Origin of the sequence: Halomarina rubra, from assembly GCF_023699475.1 — an archaeon.
Lineage (GTDB): Archaea > Halobacteriota > Halobacteria > Halobacteriales > Haloarculaceae > Halomarina > Halomarina rubra.
In genome coordinates this window covers 59973-75897 of the sequence record NZ_JALXFV010000007.1, presented here as the reverse complement: position 1 = coordinate 75897, position 15925 = coordinate 59973, and the positions used below count along the sequence as shown (strand labels likewise).

General features: G+C 68.5%; 15 protein-coding genes and 2 pseudogenes. 10 read left to right on the top strand and 7 right to left on the bottom strand.

Annotation, left to right across the window (positions count from 1 at the left end; all coding sequences use genetic code 11):
* Nucleotides 1-22 precede the first annotated feature (22 nt).
* The 3 genes from M1L36_RS13175 to M1L36_RS13165 form a co-directional block, all read right to left on the bottom strand.
* On the bottom strand, nucleotides 23-907 hold the full coding sequence (locus tag M1L36_RS13175) for a hypothetical protein (RefSeq protein WP_250874217.1): 885 nt from the start codon (nucleotides 905-907) through the stop codon (nucleotides 23-25).
* 72 nt (nucleotides 908-979) lie between these two features.
* Nucleotides 980-1306 carry a hypothetical protein gene (locus M1L36_RS13170; RefSeq protein WP_250874216.1) on the bottom strand — a complete coding sequence of 109 codons (327 nt, stop codon included), beginning with the start codon at nucleotides 1304-1306 and terminating at the stop codon, nucleotides 980-982.
* A gap of 116 nt (nucleotides 1307-1422) precedes the next feature.
* Nucleotides 1423-1569, bottom strand: a complete 147-nt coding sequence (locus M1L36_RS13165) for a hypothetical protein (protein ID WP_250874215.1) — start codon at nucleotides 1567-1569, stop codon at nucleotides 1423-1425.
* A 151-nt stretch (nucleotides 1570-1720) separates the two neighbouring features.
* Here M1L36_RS13165 and M1L36_RS13160 point away from each other — a divergent pair, with 151 nt between their 5' ends.
* The 3 genes from M1L36_RS13160 to M1L36_RS13150 are packed head-to-tail and all read left to right on the top strand — an operon-like array spanning nucleotide 1721 to nucleotide 4229.
* Nucleotides 1721-2497 carry a nucleoside phosphorylase gene (locus M1L36_RS13160; protein WP_250874214.1) on the top strand — a complete coding sequence of 259 codons (777 nt, stop codon included), beginning with the start codon at nucleotides 1721-1723 and terminating at the stop codon, nucleotides 2495-2497.
* A 57-nt stretch (nucleotides 2498-2554) separates the two neighbouring features.
* Complete coding sequence (locus M1L36_RS13155; RefSeq protein WP_250874213.1) at nucleotides 2555-3184, top strand: cupin domain-containing protein; 630 nt, start codon at nucleotides 2555-2557, stop codon at nucleotides 3182-3184.
* 52 nt (nucleotides 3185-3236) lie between these two features.
* Complete coding sequence (locus M1L36_RS13150; RefSeq protein ID WP_250874212.1) at nucleotides 3237-4229, top strand: MBL fold metallo-hydrolase; 993 nt, start codon at nucleotides 3237-3239, stop codon at nucleotides 4227-4229.
* Between the two features lie 39 nt (nucleotides 4230-4268).
* Here the strand turns inward: M1L36_RS13150 and M1L36_RS21625 are convergent.
* Nucleotides 4269-5925 (bottom strand): annotated as a pseudogene (locus M1L36_RS21625) (class I adenylate-forming enzyme family protein).
* Here M1L36_RS21625 and M1L36_RS13135 point away from each other — a divergent pair.
* From M1L36_RS13135 to M1L36_RS13115, 5 genes and pseudogenes are all read left to right on the top strand, one after another.
* Nucleotides 5920-6398, top strand: a pseudogene (locus M1L36_RS13135) (FAS1-like dehydratase domain-containing protein); the annotation flags it as partial. The pseudogenes M1L36_RS21625 and M1L36_RS13135 sit on opposite strands and share 6 nt — an antisense overlap.
* Nucleotides 6399-6401: 3 nt before the next feature.
* Entirely contained in the window at nucleotides 6402-7046 is a 645-nt protein-coding gene (locus tag M1L36_RS13130; protein WP_250874209.1) for a MaoC/PaaZ C-terminal domain-containing protein, read from the top strand.
* Between the two features lie 157 nt (nucleotides 7047-7203).
* The gene (locus tag M1L36_RS13125) at nucleotides 7204-7752 is read left to right on the top strand and encodes a GNAT family N-acetyltransferase (RefSeq protein ID WP_250874208.1); all 549 of its coding nucleotides are present in this window, start codon (nucleotides 7204-7206) and stop codon (nucleotides 7750-7752) included.
* 61 nt (nucleotides 7753-7813) lie between these two features.
* Nucleotides 7814-9226 (top strand): 3-isopropylmalate dehydratase large subunit, encoded by a 1413-nt coding sequence (locus tag M1L36_RS13120; protein WP_250874207.1) that lies wholly within the window; start codon nucleotides 7814-7816, stop codon nucleotides 9224-9226.
* Nucleotides 9223-9834 (top strand): 3-isopropylmalate dehydratase small subunit, encoded by a 612-nt coding sequence (locus M1L36_RS13115; RefSeq protein ID WP_250874206.1) that lies wholly within the window; start codon nucleotides 9223-9225, stop codon nucleotides 9832-9834. Before M1L36_RS13120 ends, M1L36_RS13115 begins: the two co-directional genes overlap by 4 nt.
* 39 nt (nucleotides 9835-9873) lie before the next feature.
* Here the strand turns inward: M1L36_RS13115 and M1L36_RS13110 are convergent, their stop codons facing one another.
* The 3 genes from M1L36_RS13110 to M1L36_RS13100 form a co-directional block, all read right to left on the bottom strand.
* Complete coding sequence (locus M1L36_RS13110; RefSeq protein ID WP_250874205.1) at nucleotides 9874-10527, bottom strand: helix-turn-helix domain-containing protein; 654 nt, start codon at nucleotides 10525-10527, stop codon at nucleotides 9874-9876.
* A gap of 166 nt (nucleotides 10528-10693) precedes the next feature.
* Nucleotides 10694-11788, bottom strand: coding sequence for a LeuA family protein (locus M1L36_RS13105; RefSeq protein ID WP_250874204.1), 1095 nt, complete (start codon nucleotides 11786-11788; stop codon nucleotides 10694-10696).
* The gene (locus M1L36_RS13100) at nucleotides 11789-13006 is read right to left on the bottom strand and encodes a CaiB/BaiF CoA transferase family protein (protein ID WP_250874203.1); all 1218 of its coding nucleotides are present in this window, start codon (nucleotides 13004-13006) and stop codon (nucleotides 11789-11791) included.
* A 233-nt stretch (nucleotides 13007-13239) separates the two neighbouring features.
* Here M1L36_RS13100 and M1L36_RS13095 point away from each other — a divergent pair, with 233 nt between their 5' ends.
* Both M1L36_RS13095 and M1L36_RS13090 read left to right on the top strand, forming a co-directional pair.
* Nucleotides 13240-14361, top strand: coding sequence for an MBL fold metallo-hydrolase (locus M1L36_RS13095; protein ID WP_250874202.1), 1122 nt, complete (start codon nucleotides 13240-13242; stop codon nucleotides 14359-14361).
* Between the two features lie 90 nt (nucleotides 14362-14451).
* On the top strand, nucleotides 14452-15925 hold a 1474-nt coding region (locus M1L36_RS13090), incomplete at its 3' end, for a glycoside hydrolase family 3 protein (protein WP_250874201.1).

The following is a 15925-nucleotide window of genomic DNA, read 5'->3' as shown; positions in this document are numbered from 1 at the left end:
AGTGACGGCAGGGAATAAGCTTTCAGGGACGAACCGGTCGGTCGAGCGTGATGCTGGTCGACCGCTGGCCGTCTCGCCACCGGAGCGTGTACGACGTTCCTTCAGCAGCACCGGTCAGACTCCGACAGCACGTCGACGGCGTCAAGTCCTGGTCCCACGACGCCGTCGAACCGCCTTCGATCGGTATCCTGATCGCACTGAGGGGTGAACGCTCGTTCCCGGCACGATAGACGGTCGCGACGAACGTCCCGTCGACCGGACCCGTGTTCTCGACTCGGAACGTCATCGCCGCATCGTCTACGCTGTCGACGGTGTCGGGCGTCGAGAACTCGCGGACAACGAACGTCGTCGGGGGACGGGTCAACCCCGACATCGCCGTCGCGGTGACTGGGAGTTCGCCTTCGGGCCAGCAGACGGTCGCCGTGGTCGCCTCCAGTGGATTCGGGAGACAGAACACCAGCCACCCCACCTCCCGAGTGCCGTACACCCGTCCCAACCCTCGCGAGTGTTGCAGACCGTAGCCGGTCCCGAACCCGGTCATCGGCGCGTACGTGGACTCACCCGCGACCAGTTCGATCGACTCGACCGGGGGAGTGGCCCCGTCCATGAGCGTCGAGTTTACGAGGAGGTACTGCTCGGAGCGGTCACCGACTGGCCCCAACTGCGTCGACGAGTACAGCGTAACCAGTTCCGGAACGGCGAGTTGGTCGCGTTCGAGAATCGGGACCGCCGTCGGGTCCTCGGAGCGTGGGACCGTCGTTGGCCCGTGCGTCACGCGGTCGCTGGTCGGAACCGACGTCTCGTCCCCGGGGGACGGGTCCGAGTCGTCGAGACAGCCGGCGAGTGGGGTGAGCGAAAGGAGTGTCGTGCCACCGATGCGGAGGGCATCGCGGCGGGAGGGAGCCATCTCGTCGGGGGGGACGTGGCAGTCGGGGATAAATATTCGCCAGAGAGACTGTCGACGACGGCGAAGAGGTGTTTAGCTCGCCATCGCCTTCACGAGCGGGTAGGCGAACAGCACCGCGAAGACGATGAACGCGAGCCACGCGAGGGCGCTGACGAGACCGAACACGCCCGCGAGGAGGCCGATGATGGGAATTTGTGCGAGGAGACTGCCGAAAAAGGACGTCCCCACGGCGACCACGAGCGCGATGAGGGCCAACTTACCGTAGCGCATCACGCGGTCGGTCTTGTCGCTAGTTCTCCCCGGCCGGTCCATCCCGGTCCAGGAGTCGAGGCGGTCGGTCGCCCGGTCGCCCAGCCCCTCGTCGGAACTGCGCGTCCGTTCGCTCGTCTTCTCGCTCATACCACAGGTTTAGTCTCCGGAAGCGTAAGGCTACCGTCGGGACCGACGGCCCGACTCACCCGCGGTCGCGTCCACGCACCCCTCGACGGACGGCAGCGGGCCGACGGACGGTACGGTCACGACGCTTCGCCGGCGGTGGCGACGGGAGCCTCACGCTCGGCCGTCCCCGGAGCGGGGGCCGACGCCCGTCGGTCACTCACGTCGCACTCGTCTTCGTCTCCGCCCTCACCGGCCACCGCCGAGACCCGCGCGCGCCAGAGCATACCACATCGACCGTCGCCGTCGCCTTCAGTGCTCGCTCAGTGAAGTTTTAGCGACGCGGGGACGGCGGCCCCCACGACCAGTGGAGAGCCACGACACCACCCCACACACCCACGAAACGGTGAAATAGGTGGCCTCTCTCGTCGGAGGACGATGCCGTTCCCGAACCACCCCGGCAAGCACCGGGGGGAGGCGCTGTTCACGCCCGCCGAGCACAGCGACTACCGCCGCGAACACAGCGACGGTGACGCCGCGACCCTCCCCGAGGCGGTCATCGTCTGCTACAGCACCACCATGATGGAGCACCTCACCGAGACCCACGACGGCGAGTTCGTGGGGCACTACGTCGGCGACCTCTTCGCCTTCGAGTCGACCGACGGGCGCGTCGGTGTGCTCGGGAACTTCGGTATCGGTGCGCCGACCACGGTCATGCTACTGGAAGAACTCGTCGCAGACGGGGTCGAGGCGTTCCTCTCGGTCGGTTTTGCCGGTTGTCTCGACGACGCAGTCGAGATGGGCGAGTTCGTCGTCTGTGACGGCGCGATACGAGACGAAGGCACCTCACACCACTACGTCGAGAGCGCGCGGATGGCCCACCCCAGCGAAGCAGTCCTCGCGGCGACGACCGACCTCCTGACCGAGCGCGACGAGTCGTTTCACGTCGGGCCGTCGTGGACGACAGACGCCATCTACCGCGAGACGGTCGCGGAGGTCGAACGCTACGCCGAGGCGGGTGTCCTCACCGTCGAGATGGAGGCGTCGGCCGTCTTCACCGTGGCCGACCACCGCGACGTCGACGCGGGCGCGATGTTCGTCGTCAGCGACTACCTCGGCACCGACGACTGGGAGCCGAAGTTCCACCGGACCCGCGAGGACATGCAGCGCCTCGGTGAGACCGCACGGGACGTGCTCGTCGCCCACCTCGACTGACGGTCGGCGGTCGCGGACACCAGAACTACCTCCGAAGCCCCACACCACACCGGACACATGGACCTTATCGCGCTGGAGGAGGTCACCGCCGACGCCGACGATCGGGGCGTCGAACGGCGAGGGCTCGCCGGTCCGCTCGGGACGAGCGGTCTCGCACTCAACCACTACCGGGTCGCACCGGACGACGAACTCCCGGCGGGTCTCCACGCCCACGGCGACCAGGAGGAGGTGTTCGTCGTCCTGCGGGGCACTGCGACATTCGAGACGCTCGTCTTCCCCCCGTCGGAGGACCCCGCGGCCGACGAGCCGAACGACGTGGTGACCGAGACGCTGACCGTCGAGTCGGGAGCGGCCGTCCGGTTCGCCCCCGGCGAGTTCCAGTCCGGCCGGAACGCGGGCGACCGCGACCTCGTCGTGCTGGCTATCGGCGCACCACGAGAGACCGACGCCCTCCGATTCCCCGTTCGCTGCCCGGACTGTGGACACGACTGGATGCGACTGGCGACCGACGAGGACGTCCCGCGGTTCGTCTGTCCCGGTTGTGGGTGCGAGCGCGTTCCGACTCCGTGTCCCGACTGCGGTGGTGAGACCCTGCGGGTCCGCCTCGGCAAGCAGCGACGGACCGTCGTCGAGTGTACGGACTGTGCGGCGACGTTCCCGTCGCCACCGACTCACGACGGTTGGTGACGAGAACCGTGGACAGTGGTAGCGTTAAGTGAGCGGCCCCGCTCGGTGGGGTATGGACCGGTCGTACGACCACGAGCGGGTCGAACCGAGGGCCGAGGCGGTCCACCGCATCGAGTTCAGCATCGAGTGGCCGCCGTGGACCGTCGCGGCCTACCTCCTCGACGGTAGCGAACCGACGCTCGTCGACGCGGGCATCCCCGGGTCGACCGGCGAGGACGAACTCGAAGCCGGTCTCGCCGACCACGGCTACGCCGTCGAGGACGTCGCGCACCTGCTGGTGACACACCCGCACAGCGACCACCTCGGGCAGGCCCCCGCAATCGCCGACGCCGGAGCGACGGTGTACGCGCCGCGACCCACCCTCGACCGACTCCGTCGTTCGGAAGCGGACCTCGAAGCGGGCGTCCGCGAGACCGCCCACGCCGTCGGACTCCCCGACGACCGGGTCGACGCCGAGGTCGAACGCGCGCTCGACTCGCTGCGACGGAACCGTCGACTGCTCTCACCGGACGACGTCGACGTCGGGTTCGACTTCGGCGGGTCGTTCGTCGCCGGTGAGCACACGGTGACCCCGCTGCACACCCCCGGTCACCAGGCCGACCACGCCGCGTTCGCAGTCACGCTGGGCGGGGACCGACTGCTGTTCTCCGGCGACGTGCTGGTCGAACCGTTCCGGGCGGCCGCGCTGAACGTCGGCCTCGACCGTGGGGCAGAAGACGCCGTCTCCGAGTACTACCGCGCGTACGACCGCCTCGACGGACGAGCGTTCGACCGCGTCCACCCCGGCCACGGGCCGGTTTTCGAGACGTACGACGCGGTGCTCGCGGCGTCACGGGAACGTCTCGACGAGATGATCGCCGACGTGGTCGAGGCGGTGCCGGCGGGCGAGGCGGTCGCTCCCGTCGCCGTCACCGACGCACGCGGAAAACGCCTGGACCCGCCCGCCGCACTGCTCGACACCATCGGGGCGCTGGGGTATCTGGAGGATGCCGGTCGCGTCACGAGTGAGTTCCGAGACGGCGTCCGGCGGTATCGGCGCGTGTGAGCGCGTCGAGGTCGACTTCGGCGAGCCTCGGCCGCGCGGTCACCCGTCGCGCTCGATCGACGCCGAGTCGTCGACGAGTTTGAACTTCTGTATCTTCCCGCTGGCGGTGCGTGGCAGTTCCGCGACGAACTCGACCTCGCGGGGGTGTTTGTACTCGGCGAGTCGCTCCAGACAGTACCGTTTGAGCGCCTCGCAGGTCACGTCCACGCCGGCGGCGACGCCGGGGCCGACGACGACGTACGCCTTCGGCACCTCGGTGCGTCGCTCGTCCGGGACGCCGACGACGGCCGCTTCGGCGACGGCGTCGTGTTCGTGGAGGAGTTCCTCTATCTCGCTCGGGTAGACGTTGTAGCCCGCCGTGATGATGACGTGTTTCTTGCGGTCGACGATCTCGAAGTAGTTGTCCGGGTCGCGGCGGGCGACGTCGCCGGTCCGGAAGAAGTCGTCGTCGGTAAACGCCTCCGCGGTCGCCCCCGGCATCTCGTGGTAGCCCGCCATCACCTGCGCGCCGCGGACGAGCAGTTCGCCGGTCTCGCCGATGGGCACCTCCTCGCCGCTCTCGTCGACGATGCGTGCGTCGACCATCCGCAGGGGTTGGCCGATGGTGCCGTGGCGAGCGCCGAACGTCGAGCGCTGCTGAGAGTGGGTCGCGCCGTTGGTCTCGGTCAGTCCGTACCCCTCTGCCATCCGGACGTTCGCCGTCCCCTCGAACTCCCGCTGGACTGCGACGGACATCTTCGCACCTCCTTCCGCGGCCTGCACGAGCGTCGAGAGGTCGTGGTCGCCGAACGTCTCGGCGTTGACCATGTCGACGTACATCGCCGTGACGCCGACGAAGTGCGTGATACCCTTGGCCTCGATGGTCGCCATCGCCTCGTCGGCGTTCCACTCAGCGGGGTTCCGGAGGTAGAGACCCCCGCCGCGGACCAGCGGTTGCATCGCCGTGTGGGTGAACCCCGTGATGTGGTACAGCGGGAGGTAGAGCAGGCTCTTGACGGTGTCACCGGCCACCCGCCCGCTGCTGACGAGCGAGGTGAGCAACTGCGCCCGGACGTTCCGGTGGGTGAGTCGCACCCCCTTCGGGCGTCCCGTCGTCCCCGAGGTGTACGGGAGCAACGCGACGTCACCGTCGGCCCGGTCGACGGTCACCGGGTCGCCTCGGACGGTCTCGAACGCGACGTCCTCGCGCGTGCTGGTCGCGCCCGGCCGCCCTCACTGCCCCCGCTTCCATCACCCGCATCAGCGCGGTCACTCGCCTCGGCGTAACCGCCCACGTCGACGGTGACGACCACCGGGTCGGCCGACGCCGCCGCGATACCGTCGGCGAGGTGACCACGTAGCGCCGGGTGCGTGACGACGGCGTCGACCCCCGCGTCGTCCAACTGGTAGGACAGTTCGCGAGCCTTGTACTGCGGGTTCGCAGGCGACAGCACGACGCCCGCACGGAACGCCCCGAGCGCGGCGACGAGGTACTGCGAGCAGTTGGGCAGATACAGCAACAGCACGTCGTCCGGTTCGAGACCGAGTTCGTGGAGACCGCCGGCGAATGCGCCCGTCGCGGCCCCGAGTTCCTCGTGGGTCGTCCGCCTGCCGCCCGCCTCAACGGCGAGTGCGTCGGGTGGACCCGGGCCGTCTCTGCGAACAGGGCGGCGACGTTCCCGGTTCGGCTCTCGTCGGTCATGTCAGAAATATGTATAGTGTTCGCTACCTGTACCCGACAGTTAATCGTTTTCGGTGCCAGGAGTTCGATAACCGTGACACGTACGCGACCACCCACCCCGAACGTGGTGAGGGGACCGTGACCGACCGAGACATCGCCGACCTCGAAGCGACGGTCGGTACGACGAAGCGGACCGTCGAGGACTTCCGCGTCGAGGCGGGCAAGGTCGAGGAGTTCGCCCGTGCCGTCGGCGACGACGACCCCGCGTACCGCTCGGCGAGCGCCGCCGAGGCGCGTGGGCTCCCGGCGGTTCCGGCCCCGCCGACGTTCCCACGGGTGAGTTCGTTCCCGCGCTACCGCGTCGACGCGTTCGACCTCGGGTTCGACCCGCAGTTCGTCCTCCACGGCGAGCAGCGCTACGAGTACGCCCGCCGCTGTTCGTTGGTGACCACCTCCACGGCGAGACGACGCTCGCGGACGTCTACCATCGGGAGGGACGACGAGGCGGGACGATGACGTTCGCCGAGTTCGCCACCGAGTACCGGACCGCCGACGGCGAACACGTCCTCTCCGAGTACGCGACGGCCATCGAGACCGACGGAGCGGCCACCGACACGGCGGCGAATGCCGGAAGTACCACTGCCGTCGGCGGCCGCGAAGACGACCGAACGGAGTCGCCGCGCGACGCCAACACCGCTGACGACCTCGTGGGACTGCCAGTCCGGTCGGGTATCGACGTCGGCACCGCCGTCCCCGAACCGAGCGACCCCCTAAGGCTCGCCGAAGGGGACGTCGGCCCGACCGTCACCGTCGGCCCGTTCGCCCGGCAGGACTTCGTCCGCTACGCGGGCGCGAGCGGCGACTTCAACCCCATCCACTACGACGAACCGTTCGCGACGGTCGCGGGACACCGCGGCGTGTTCGGGCAGGGGATGCTCACCGCCGGCGTCGCCGCCCACGCCGTCACCGACTTCGTCGGCGTTGACCGCGTGCGGTCGTTCGGCGTCCGCTTCCGCTCGCGTGTGTGGCCCGGCGACACCGTCACCGCGCGGACGGTCGTCGCCGACGACGACTGCGTCCTCGACGTCTCCGTCGAGCGCGAGCGCGACGGCGAGACGGTCCTGACCGGGACGGCGACCGTCGGCGAGCGTCAGTGAGGCTCCGAGGGGCGCGACGACCGGCCACGACCCGATGAACCCGACGGCGACGTGACACAGTCGGCCAGTCTCGCGAGGCGGTCGGAGAACCGCCGGGCGAGTTTCCACGGGTCGTCGAGTGCCGGGAGTTTATGTCGGTGTCCCGGAAACTTCGGGCATGCCAGGACCAGTGTTCCTCGACGACGGTCGCGTAGAGCTTCGGACCGTGCGGGAGGCGGACTACGAGTTCGTCCTCCGAGTGTTGAACGACCCGCGGATTCGGCACAACGGGTACGAGACGTACCGCTCGCCCGTCGACGAGTCCGACGTGGCCGCGTCGGTCGAGGCCGCCGACCGCCACACGTTCCTCGTCTGTACCGACGGAACGCCCGTGGGGAGCGTCGCCCTGAAGAACGTCGACCTGGAGGGCCGGAACGCCGAGTTGGGCTACTGGGTCGCACCCGAGGAACAGGGCAACGGCTACGCCACCGCTGCGGCCGACCTCTGTCTCACTCACGCATTCGACGAACTGGGACTCCACAAGGTGTGGGCACGGACGGTCGGTGACAACGACGCCTCGAACCGCGTGCTGGAGAAACTGGGGTTCGACCTGGAGGGCGTCCTCGAGGACCACTGGTACGGCATCGGCCGCTACGTCGACGAGCATCGCTACGGACTCATCAACCCGAACCACCGGAGGGGCGCGGAGTCGCGACGCGACGAGTAAAACTACCCAACGGGGGTTGGCAGAAGAGGGGATAGCCGTCGGCGCAGTAGGTGTGGTAGCAATGAGCGAACGAACGCTGTACGACAAGGTGTGGGACCGGCACCGGGTCGCGACGCTGCCGAACGGTCAGGACCAGCTGTTCGTGAGCCTCCACCTCATCCACGAGGTGACGAGCCCGCAGGCGTTCAGCATGCTCTCCGAGCGCGGCTTGGACGTCGCGTACCCGGACCGGACGGTCGCCGTCGCCGACCACATCGCCCCCACGACGGTCGAGGGCCGCGAGCGGCCGCTGGCAGACGAGACGGCCGAGACGATGCTGGCGACCATCGAGGAGAACGTCGCCGCCGCGGGCATCACCTACTACGGGCTCGACTCCTCGGAACAGGGTATCACGCACGTCGTCGCGCCCGAACTCGGCCTCACGCAACCGGGGATGGTCGTCGCCTGCGGCGACTCACACACCGCGACCCACGGCGCGCTCGGTGCCATCGGCATCGGCATCGGGACGAGCCAGATACGCGACGTGTTCGCCTCGGGCTGTATCGCCGCCGAGAAGCGCGCCGTCCGCCGGGTCGACCTCGAGGGCGACGTCGACGAGTGGGTGAGCGCGAAGGACCTGATGCTCAGACTGCTCGCCGACCTCGGCGTCGACGGCGGGGTCGGCTTCGTCTACGAGTACGGCGGGAGCGCCGTCGAGCGACTGGACGTCGAAGAGCGACTCGCACTCTGTAACATGTCCATCGAGGGCGGCGCTCGCTCGGGGTACGTCGAACCCGACGAGACGACCGTCGAGTACCTGCGGGGTCGTGAACACGTCCCCCACGGCGAGGCGTTCGAGGCGCTGGCGGAGGACTGGCTGTCGTTCGCGAGCGACGACGACGCCGTCTACGACGACCACGTCACCGTCGACGTCGACGGGCTCGCTCCGATGGTCACCTGGGGGACGAACCCCGGACAGGCCGTCGAAATTACCGAACCGGTCCCCGACCCGGCGACCCTCCCGCCGGGCGACCGCGAGGCCGCCGCCGACGCCATCGACCACGTAGGGGTGACCCCCGGCGAGTCGATGCAGGGTACGCCCGTCGACGTCGCGTTCATCGGGACGTGTACGAACGGTCGCGTCTCGGACTTCGAGCGGGCCGCCAGGGTGCTGGAGGGACGGACGGTCCACCCCGACGTCAGGGCGCTCGCGGTGCCCGGGAGCCAGCGAGTCAAACGCGAACTGGAGGCGTCGGGCGTCGCCGACGTGTTCGTCGACGCCGGCTGGGAGTGGCGCGAGTCAGGCTGTTCGCTCTGTATCGGGATGAACGGCGACGTCATTTACGACGACGAACTCTGTGTCTCGGCGTCGAACCGCAACTACGTGGGCCGACAGGGTTCGAAACAGGGGCGGACGGTGCTGGCCTCCCCGGCGACCGTCGCCGCGGCCGCGGTCGAAGGCGAACTCGTCGACGTGCGGGAGGTGGTCGGATGACCGACGGGGCGACCGTCCCGACGGTCACACACGTCTCGGGACGTGGCGTCCCGATTCGCGGCGACGACATCGACACCGACCAGATACTCCCCGCACGGTTCCTCAAGGAGACCACCTTCGAGGCGATGGGCGAGTACGCGTTCCACGACCAGCGACGGGACGACGACGGGGCGATTCACGGCGACCACCCCCTCGACCGCCACCCCGACGGCGAGGTGCTCGTCGTCAACGACAACTTCGGCTGTGGCTCCTCGCGCGAGCACGCCCCGCAGGCGCTCCAGCGGTGGGGCGTCGACGGCATCGTCGGCGAGTCGTTCGCCGAGATATTCCACGACAACTGCACGTCGCTCGGAATCCCCGTCGCGACGGCACCCCACGACACCATCGCTCGACTCCAGGAGTACGTCGAGGCGAACCCCGAGACGGTCGTCGAACTCGACGTCGAGAACGAGCGGGTGAGCTACGACGACACCGTCGTCGAGGTGACTATCAGCGACTCGATGCGGGAGGCACTCGTCGAGGGGCGCTGGGACACGACGGAACTGCTCCGCTCGAACATGGAGAGCGTCGAGCGCGTCCACGAGTCGCTGTCACCGACCCAGCGCTGAGGGTGGCCTCACGACCCACACGGCCCGAGAGCGTGGAGGTTACGGCGTGTGGCGCTGGTCGGCGAACCCGGTTCGGTCGGTGTGTCGGCCGTCTTCGAGTGCGGCCGTGATGAGCTTCGACTCGGCTTTCCGCAGGTGTTCGAGCAGCGTCGCGCGGCTGATGTCGAGTTCGGCGGCCAACTCCTCGCTGTTGAGTCGCCGCGGCCACTCGAAGTAACCGAGGTCCAGCGCGGCGCTGACGACCTCCTCCTGTCGGGTGGTCAGACGGTGTGTCGGCTCCTCGAAGCGAGTTATCTTCCCGAGCGTGACCGCGCCGATCTCGCGGAACTCGTCGATCATCGCCCGGAGGTCTTCCCGCCGGAACAGGAGAACGGTGTAGACACGGTGGTCGGCGGTGATGTGGTTGCGGCGTCTGAGGATGCCGTGGTTCTGCTCGATTGCCGAGTACGCCCCACAGGAGCGTTTCGTCACTAGGTACCGGCCCGGTTCGAGTTGTTCGACGCGCTCGACCTGTTCGGAGTCCTCTAGGAACGCGACGTGCTCGTCGGTCGCGTTGTCGAGTTCGAGGACGAACGTGACGAGGTGGTCGTGGTGTTCCTCGATGGCGATGTCGTACGTGGCGTCGAACCGCTCGGCGAGCCCCGACAGCACGCAGTACCGCTCCTGTTGGATGTGGATTTCGGCCTGGAACATCGCGGTCTCTCACCTACACTCGTCGGGTTCCGCCGATAAGTGTTTAGTCGCCGTCCGGGACGGTCCGCCGGGCAACCCCCGCCGACAGCGCCGACGCGGTCGGCTCCGGACGAGCCGAACGGGGACCGTTCGCGTACCTCGAACCGACGCGCGTGCTTCGACTCGACTACTCCTCCTCGAAGGTGGAGCGAGCGAGCGCGAGCGCCTCGTCGGTGTCGAGCGGGCCGTGGTCCGCCAGCGTCTCGCGGTAGCGTGCGACCGCCTCGTCGTCGATTTCGACGCTGGCGCGTTCCAGGAGCTTTCGTGCGCCGCTCTCGCCGGTGCCGGCACCGAACACGAGTCGGCGATGCCCGCCGAAGCGGTCGGGGGCGTACGGCTCCATCGTCGCCGGGTCGGTGAGCATCGCCGTGGTGTGGATGGACGACTCGTGTTCGCTGACCGTCGGCCCGAGGACGGCCTTCCGGTCGTCCCACGGCTCGCCGAGCGTCTCCAGAACCGTTCGACACGTGGGAACGAGCTCTCGCGTCTCGACACCCAGGTCGTCGTCGAGGTCGACGGCACACGCGACGACGACCTCCTCCAGCGGGCTGTTGCCCGCCCGTTCGCCCAGACCGGCGACGCTCACGTCCGCCTTGCCGACTCCGGCCTCGTACGCTGCGAGCGCGTTGGCCGTCGCACAGCCGAGGTCGTCGTGGAAGTGGACGCCGACCGTCTCCAGGTCGAGGGTGTCCCCGAGCGTCTCGAGATAGCGGCTCACGCTCGTCGGTGTCCGGGCACCGACGGTGTCCGCGAGCGAGACGAACGGCACGTCGGCGATGGACTCGACGACCTCGACGACGTTCGACTGGTCGGTCCGGAACGCGTCGGCGAGCGTGACGTGGACGGTCGCGCCTCGGTCGTGGGCGTAGTCCACCGCCGACGCGAGCATGTCGAGCATCTCCTCGCGGGACATCCCGAGGAGGTGGTCGAGGTGTCGGTCCGAGACCGAGACGAACAGTTCGACCACCTCGACGCCGGTGTCGACGACGGCGTCGACGTCACGGTCGAGCGCGCGGGCGAGGCCGACGACGTCGGCGTCGAGCGTCCCCGCGAGGTCAGAGAGGACGCGCCGGTCCTTCTCGCCCGTCGCCGGGAACCCTGGCTGGACGAAGTCGAGGCCGAGAGCGTCGAGTTCGCGGGCGCAGTCGACCTTCTGCTCGGCGCTGAACTCACGGCCGGGCAACTGGTCGCCCTCGCGGAGGGTGACGTCCGAGAGACGCATCTAGATGACCTCCTCGGCTTCGAGTGTCGCTATCTCCTCCGGCGAGAGCCCCAGTTCACCGCCGTACACCTCGACGTTGTGTTCGCCGTGCTGTGGGCCGAGGAACTCCACCGCACCCGGTGTCCGCGAGAACTTCGGGACCGGTGCGAACGTCTTCAGCGACCCCACGTCGGGGTCCTCGACCTCGACGAACGAGTCCCGCGCCTGGAACTGCTCGTCGGCGACGATGTCTGCCATGTCGTAGACGGGGCCGACGATGGCGTCGTTCGCTTCGAGGATGTCGATGGCCTCCTCGGTCGTGTGTCGGCGGGTCCACTCCTCGATGGCCGCGTCGAGCGGTTCGACGTTCTCGACGCGTTTGGAGTTGTCCGCGAACCGCGGGTCCTCGATCAGTTCCGGTTTGTCGATGGCCTCCGCGACCCGCTCGAAGATCTTCTGGTTGGAGGCGGACATCGTCATGTAGCCGTCTTCGGTCTCGTAGATGTTCCGCGGGGCGGTCGAGGGGTGTCGGTTCCCCGTGCGCTCGGTGACGTGACCCATCCGGTCGTACGCCTCGAGGTCGCCGAAGAACAGTCGCCACAGTGGTTCGGTCAGCGAGACGTCGATGACCTGGCCCTCGCCGCTGCCGCCACGGCCAAGGTCGCGTTCGTAGATGGCCATCAGCGTCGACTGGAGGGCGAACTGTGCTGCCGTGAGGTCGGCGAGACTGATGGGTGGGAGGAGCGGTTCGCGGTCCGGGAACCCGTTGGCGTGTGCCCACCCGGAGATACCCTCGGCGACGGTGCCGAACCCCGGTTTGTGGGACTTCGGCCCGGTCTGGCCGTACCCCGAGAGGCGGACCATGATGGCCCGCTCGTTCACCTCGTGGACGTCCTCGGGACCGAGTCCCCACCGCTCCATCGTCCCGGGGCGGAAGTTCTCGAAGACGACGTCCGCGTCCGCGATGAGGTCGAGTGCGAGCGCTCGGCCCCGGTCGGACCCGAGGTCGAGCGTGATACAGCGTTTGTTCCGACCCAGCGACTTCCAGGCCAGCGACACGCCGTCGTCGGTCTTCTGTGGCCACTCCCTGATGGGGTCTCCGACCTTCGGATGTTCGACCATCACGACGTCCGCGCCGAAGTCCCCCAGCATCGTCGTCGCGAACGCGCCGCTGATCATCCCCGACATATCGATGACCCGGAGTCCGTCGAGGGGTCCCTGCCGTTCTCGTGCGGTCATTGAACTCTGCTAGCTTCTCACTCGGTGGTTGAAAAGCAGTTTCACCAACAGGCGTTGGGTGTTGATGCCTCGCGAAGCGACGAGCCGTCGCCGACGACAAGAGTCGTCCGGTGCGAACTCGCCGAGTCGAGACCCGGAGTGACCACAGAGAGGTGATGGAGGCCTCGTCGACCGCTCCCCGTGGTGGAGCGGGCAGTACGTTTTTACGTCGCCGGCTGGTAGTATTGTTCGAGATGAGCAATACCAGCGTATCACCGTCCGCAGTCGCAGACCGCGTCCAGGACGACGACGAGTCGCCGTTCGTCCTGGACGTTCGCAACGAGGACGAGTACGAGGAGTGGTCGGTTCCGGGGAGTCACAACCTCCCCATCTACGACGAACTCCTGCAGTACGACTTCTCGACGCTCGAAGACCACCTCGACGACCTCCCGACGGACCGCCGCATCCTCGTAATCTGTGTCGCGGGCGTGACGTCCGCCCGTGCCGCCGAGTTCCTCCGCGACCACGGCTACGACGCGGTTACCATCAACGACGGGATGAACGGGTGGGGTCGTGCCCACCGCCAGTACGAGGTCGACGGGGTCGACGGCGTCGTCCAGGTCGTCCGCCCCGGAACCGGCTGTGTGTCGTATCTCGTCCACGACGACGGCGAAGCGATCGTCGTCGACCCGAGCCAGTACGTCGACGTCTACCTCGAAGCGGCCGCCGACCGTGACCTCGAAATCGTCGGGGTCGCCGACAGCCACGCCCACGCCGACCACATCTCCGGCGCTCGACGACTCGCCGGTGAACTCGACGTCCCCTACTACCTCCACTCCGACGACGTGGCCGAACTCGACCGCGTCACAGAACTCGCCGACGGCGACTCCATCGCGGTTGGCGAGCGAGAACTCGACGTACTCCACACTCCCGGCCACACGCCCGGGAGCGCGTCGTTCGCCTTCGGTGACGCGCTCCTCTCGGGGGACACGCTGTTCCTCCGGAGCGTCGGTCGCCCCGACCTCGAAGACGGGTCCGAGGACGCGATTCGGACGGCGGCGAACGAACTGTTCGACAGCCTCGAGCGTCTCACCGGATTCGACGACGACACCGTCGTCCTCCCCGGACACTTCAGCGAGGAGTCGATTCGCCCTCTCGCGACCGGACTGGGCGACCTGAAAGCCGAGACGACCAACGAACTGCTGAGCTACGTCGAAGCCGACGACGAGTCGTCATTCGTCGAGACCATCGTCGAGAGTCTCTCGGACGAACCCGCGAACTTCAACGAGATCAAGCAGATAAACTGGGGGAAGCGCCAGCCCACCGGAGACAGCGAGGCGCTCGAACTCGGACCGAACAACTGCGCCGCGAACTGAGAGCCCTCGCGCCGGAGACCGCTCGTGGGCGACTACCCGCGGGGACCATCCGGGGGAAAGTCAGTTGACGGCGCCACGCTATGAGCTGTCATGGCACCCGACACGGCGGTGACAGCGCTTCTCGATTCGCTCACCCGCGAGGAGAAGCTCCGACTCGTCCATGGTGCGGTCGACCCGGACCGCGAGGCGACGGGCTACGTCCCGGGCGTCGAGCGCCTCGGCATCCCCCCGCTCCGACTCGTCGACGGCCCCCTCGGGATTCGAACGAACACGGGCACCGCGACGGCGTTCCCCGCCTCCGTCGCGCTGGCAGCGACGTTCGACCCCGCTCTCGCCGAGTCGTTCGGCGCGGCGCTCGGTCGTGAGGCGACCGCCCACGGTCAGGACGTGGTGCTCGCGCCGGGCGTCAACGTCGTCCGCGTCCCGCAGTGCGGCCGGAACTTCGAGTACTTCTCGGAGGACCCCCACCTCGCTGGTGAGCTAGCGGCGAGCGTCGTCGCGGGCGTGCAGTCGGCAGGGGTCCTCGCCACGGTGAAACACTACGTCGCCAACAACCAGGAGACCGACCGGTGTGCGGTGAGCGCCGACGTCGACGAGCGGACCCTGAGAGAGCTGTACCTGCGACCGTTCCGGCGGGCGGTCGAGGCAGACGTCGGGATGGTGATGACGGCGTACAACCGCGTCAACGGGACCCACATGAGCGACCATCGGCGACTCGTCACCGAGGTCCTCAAAGACGAGTGGGGGTTCGAGGGGGTCGTCGTCTCGGACTGGCACGGCACCACGAGCACCGTCGGGGCGGCGACGGCGGGCCTCGACCTGGAGATGCCGGGCGTCCCGGCCACCGAACTGTTCGAGGGCGCGTTCTCCCCCGACTTCGACCCGACGACGTACGAGCCACCCGACGGCCTCCCGGACGTGACGAGCGGCGGCCTGTTCGGCGACCCGCTCGGCGAGGCCATCGACGCCGGGGAGGTACCCGCGTCGCGACTCGACGACATGGTGGGGCGGCTCCTCGGTCAGATGGCACGACTCAGCCTGCTGGACGGCGACAAGCGTGATTCGGCCCCGTTCGACCGAACCGCACACCGCGACCTGGCCGAGCGAATCGCCGTCGAGGGGACGGTCCTGCTGTCGAACGACGGCGTACTCCCCGTGAGCGAAGACGCCGACGTGGCCCTCCTCGGACCGGGCGTCGACACCGCGAAGCTGGGCGGTGGCGGCTCCTCGGAGGTGACACCCACCGACAGCACCAGCCCACGGGCGGGTATCGAGGCACGGGCGACCGGGACGGTCGCCGTCGAACCGGGCGTCGCCGCCATCGAACGGGTCTCGCTGTTCGACCGACTCCCGTTCGACCTCTCGGCGGAGAGCGGCACGGAGCACGACGAGGTCGGCGAGGGCGACGACTCGGCGACAGCCCCGTCGCTGGCCCGGGCCGTCGCGGTCGCCGAGGAGGCCGACGTCGCGGTCGTCTTCGTCGAGGACGCGGTGACGGAGGGTCGTGACCGCGCGACCCTCTCGCTCCCTGGCGAACAGGACGAACTCGTCGCGGCGGTCGGCG

Coding starts and splice junctions, on each gene's coding strand:
- M1L36_RS13175 (WP_250874217.1), bottom strand. CDS start 907: ATGGCTCCCTCCCGCCGCGATGCCCTCCGCATCGGTGGCACGACACTC.
- M1L36_RS13170 (WP_250874216.1), bottom strand. CDS start 1,306: ATGAGCGAGAAGACGAGCGAACGGACGCGCAGTTCCGACGAGGGGCTG.
- M1L36_RS13165 (WP_250874215.1), bottom strand. CDS start 1,569: ATGCTCTGGCGCGCGCGGGTCTCGGCGGTGGCCGGTGAGGGCGGAGAC.
- M1L36_RS13160 (WP_250874214.1), top strand. CDS start 1,721: ATGCCGTTCCCGAACCACCCCGGCAAGCACCGGGGGGAGGCGCTGTTC.
- M1L36_RS13155 (WP_250874213.1), top strand. CDS start 2,555: ATGGACCTTATCGCGCTGGAGGAGGTCACCGCCGACGCCGACGATCGG.
- M1L36_RS13150 (WP_250874212.1), top strand. CDS start 3,237: ATGGACCGGTCGTACGACCACGAGCGGGTCGAACCGAGGGCCGAGGCG.
- M1L36_RS13130 (WP_250874209.1), top strand. CDS start 6,402: ATGACGTTCGCCGAGTTCGCCACCGAGTACCGGACCGCCGACGGCGAA.
- M1L36_RS13125 (WP_250874208.1), top strand. CDS start 7,204: ATGCCAGGACCAGTGTTCCTCGACGACGGTCGCGTAGAGCTTCGGACC.
- M1L36_RS13120 (WP_250874207.1), top strand. CDS start 7,814: ATGAGCGAACGAACGCTGTACGACAAGGTGTGGGACCGGCACCGGGTC.
- M1L36_RS13115 (WP_250874206.1), top strand. CDS start 9,223: ATGACCGACGGGGCGACCGTCCCGACGGTCACACACGTCTCGGGACGT.
- M1L36_RS13110 (WP_250874205.1), bottom strand. CDS start 10,527: ATGTTCCAGGCCGAAATCCACATCCAACAGGAGCGGTACTGCGTGCTG.
- M1L36_RS13105 (WP_250874204.1), bottom strand. CDS start 11,788: ATGCGTCTCTCGGACGTCACCCTCCGCGAGGGCGACCAGTTGCCCGGC.
- M1L36_RS13100 (WP_250874203.1), bottom strand. CDS start 13,006: ATGACCGCACGAGAACGGCAGGGACCCCTCGACGGACTCCGGGTCATC.
- M1L36_RS13095 (WP_250874202.1), top strand. CDS start 13,240: ATGAGCAATACCAGCGTATCACCGTCCGCAGTCGCAGACCGCGTCCAG.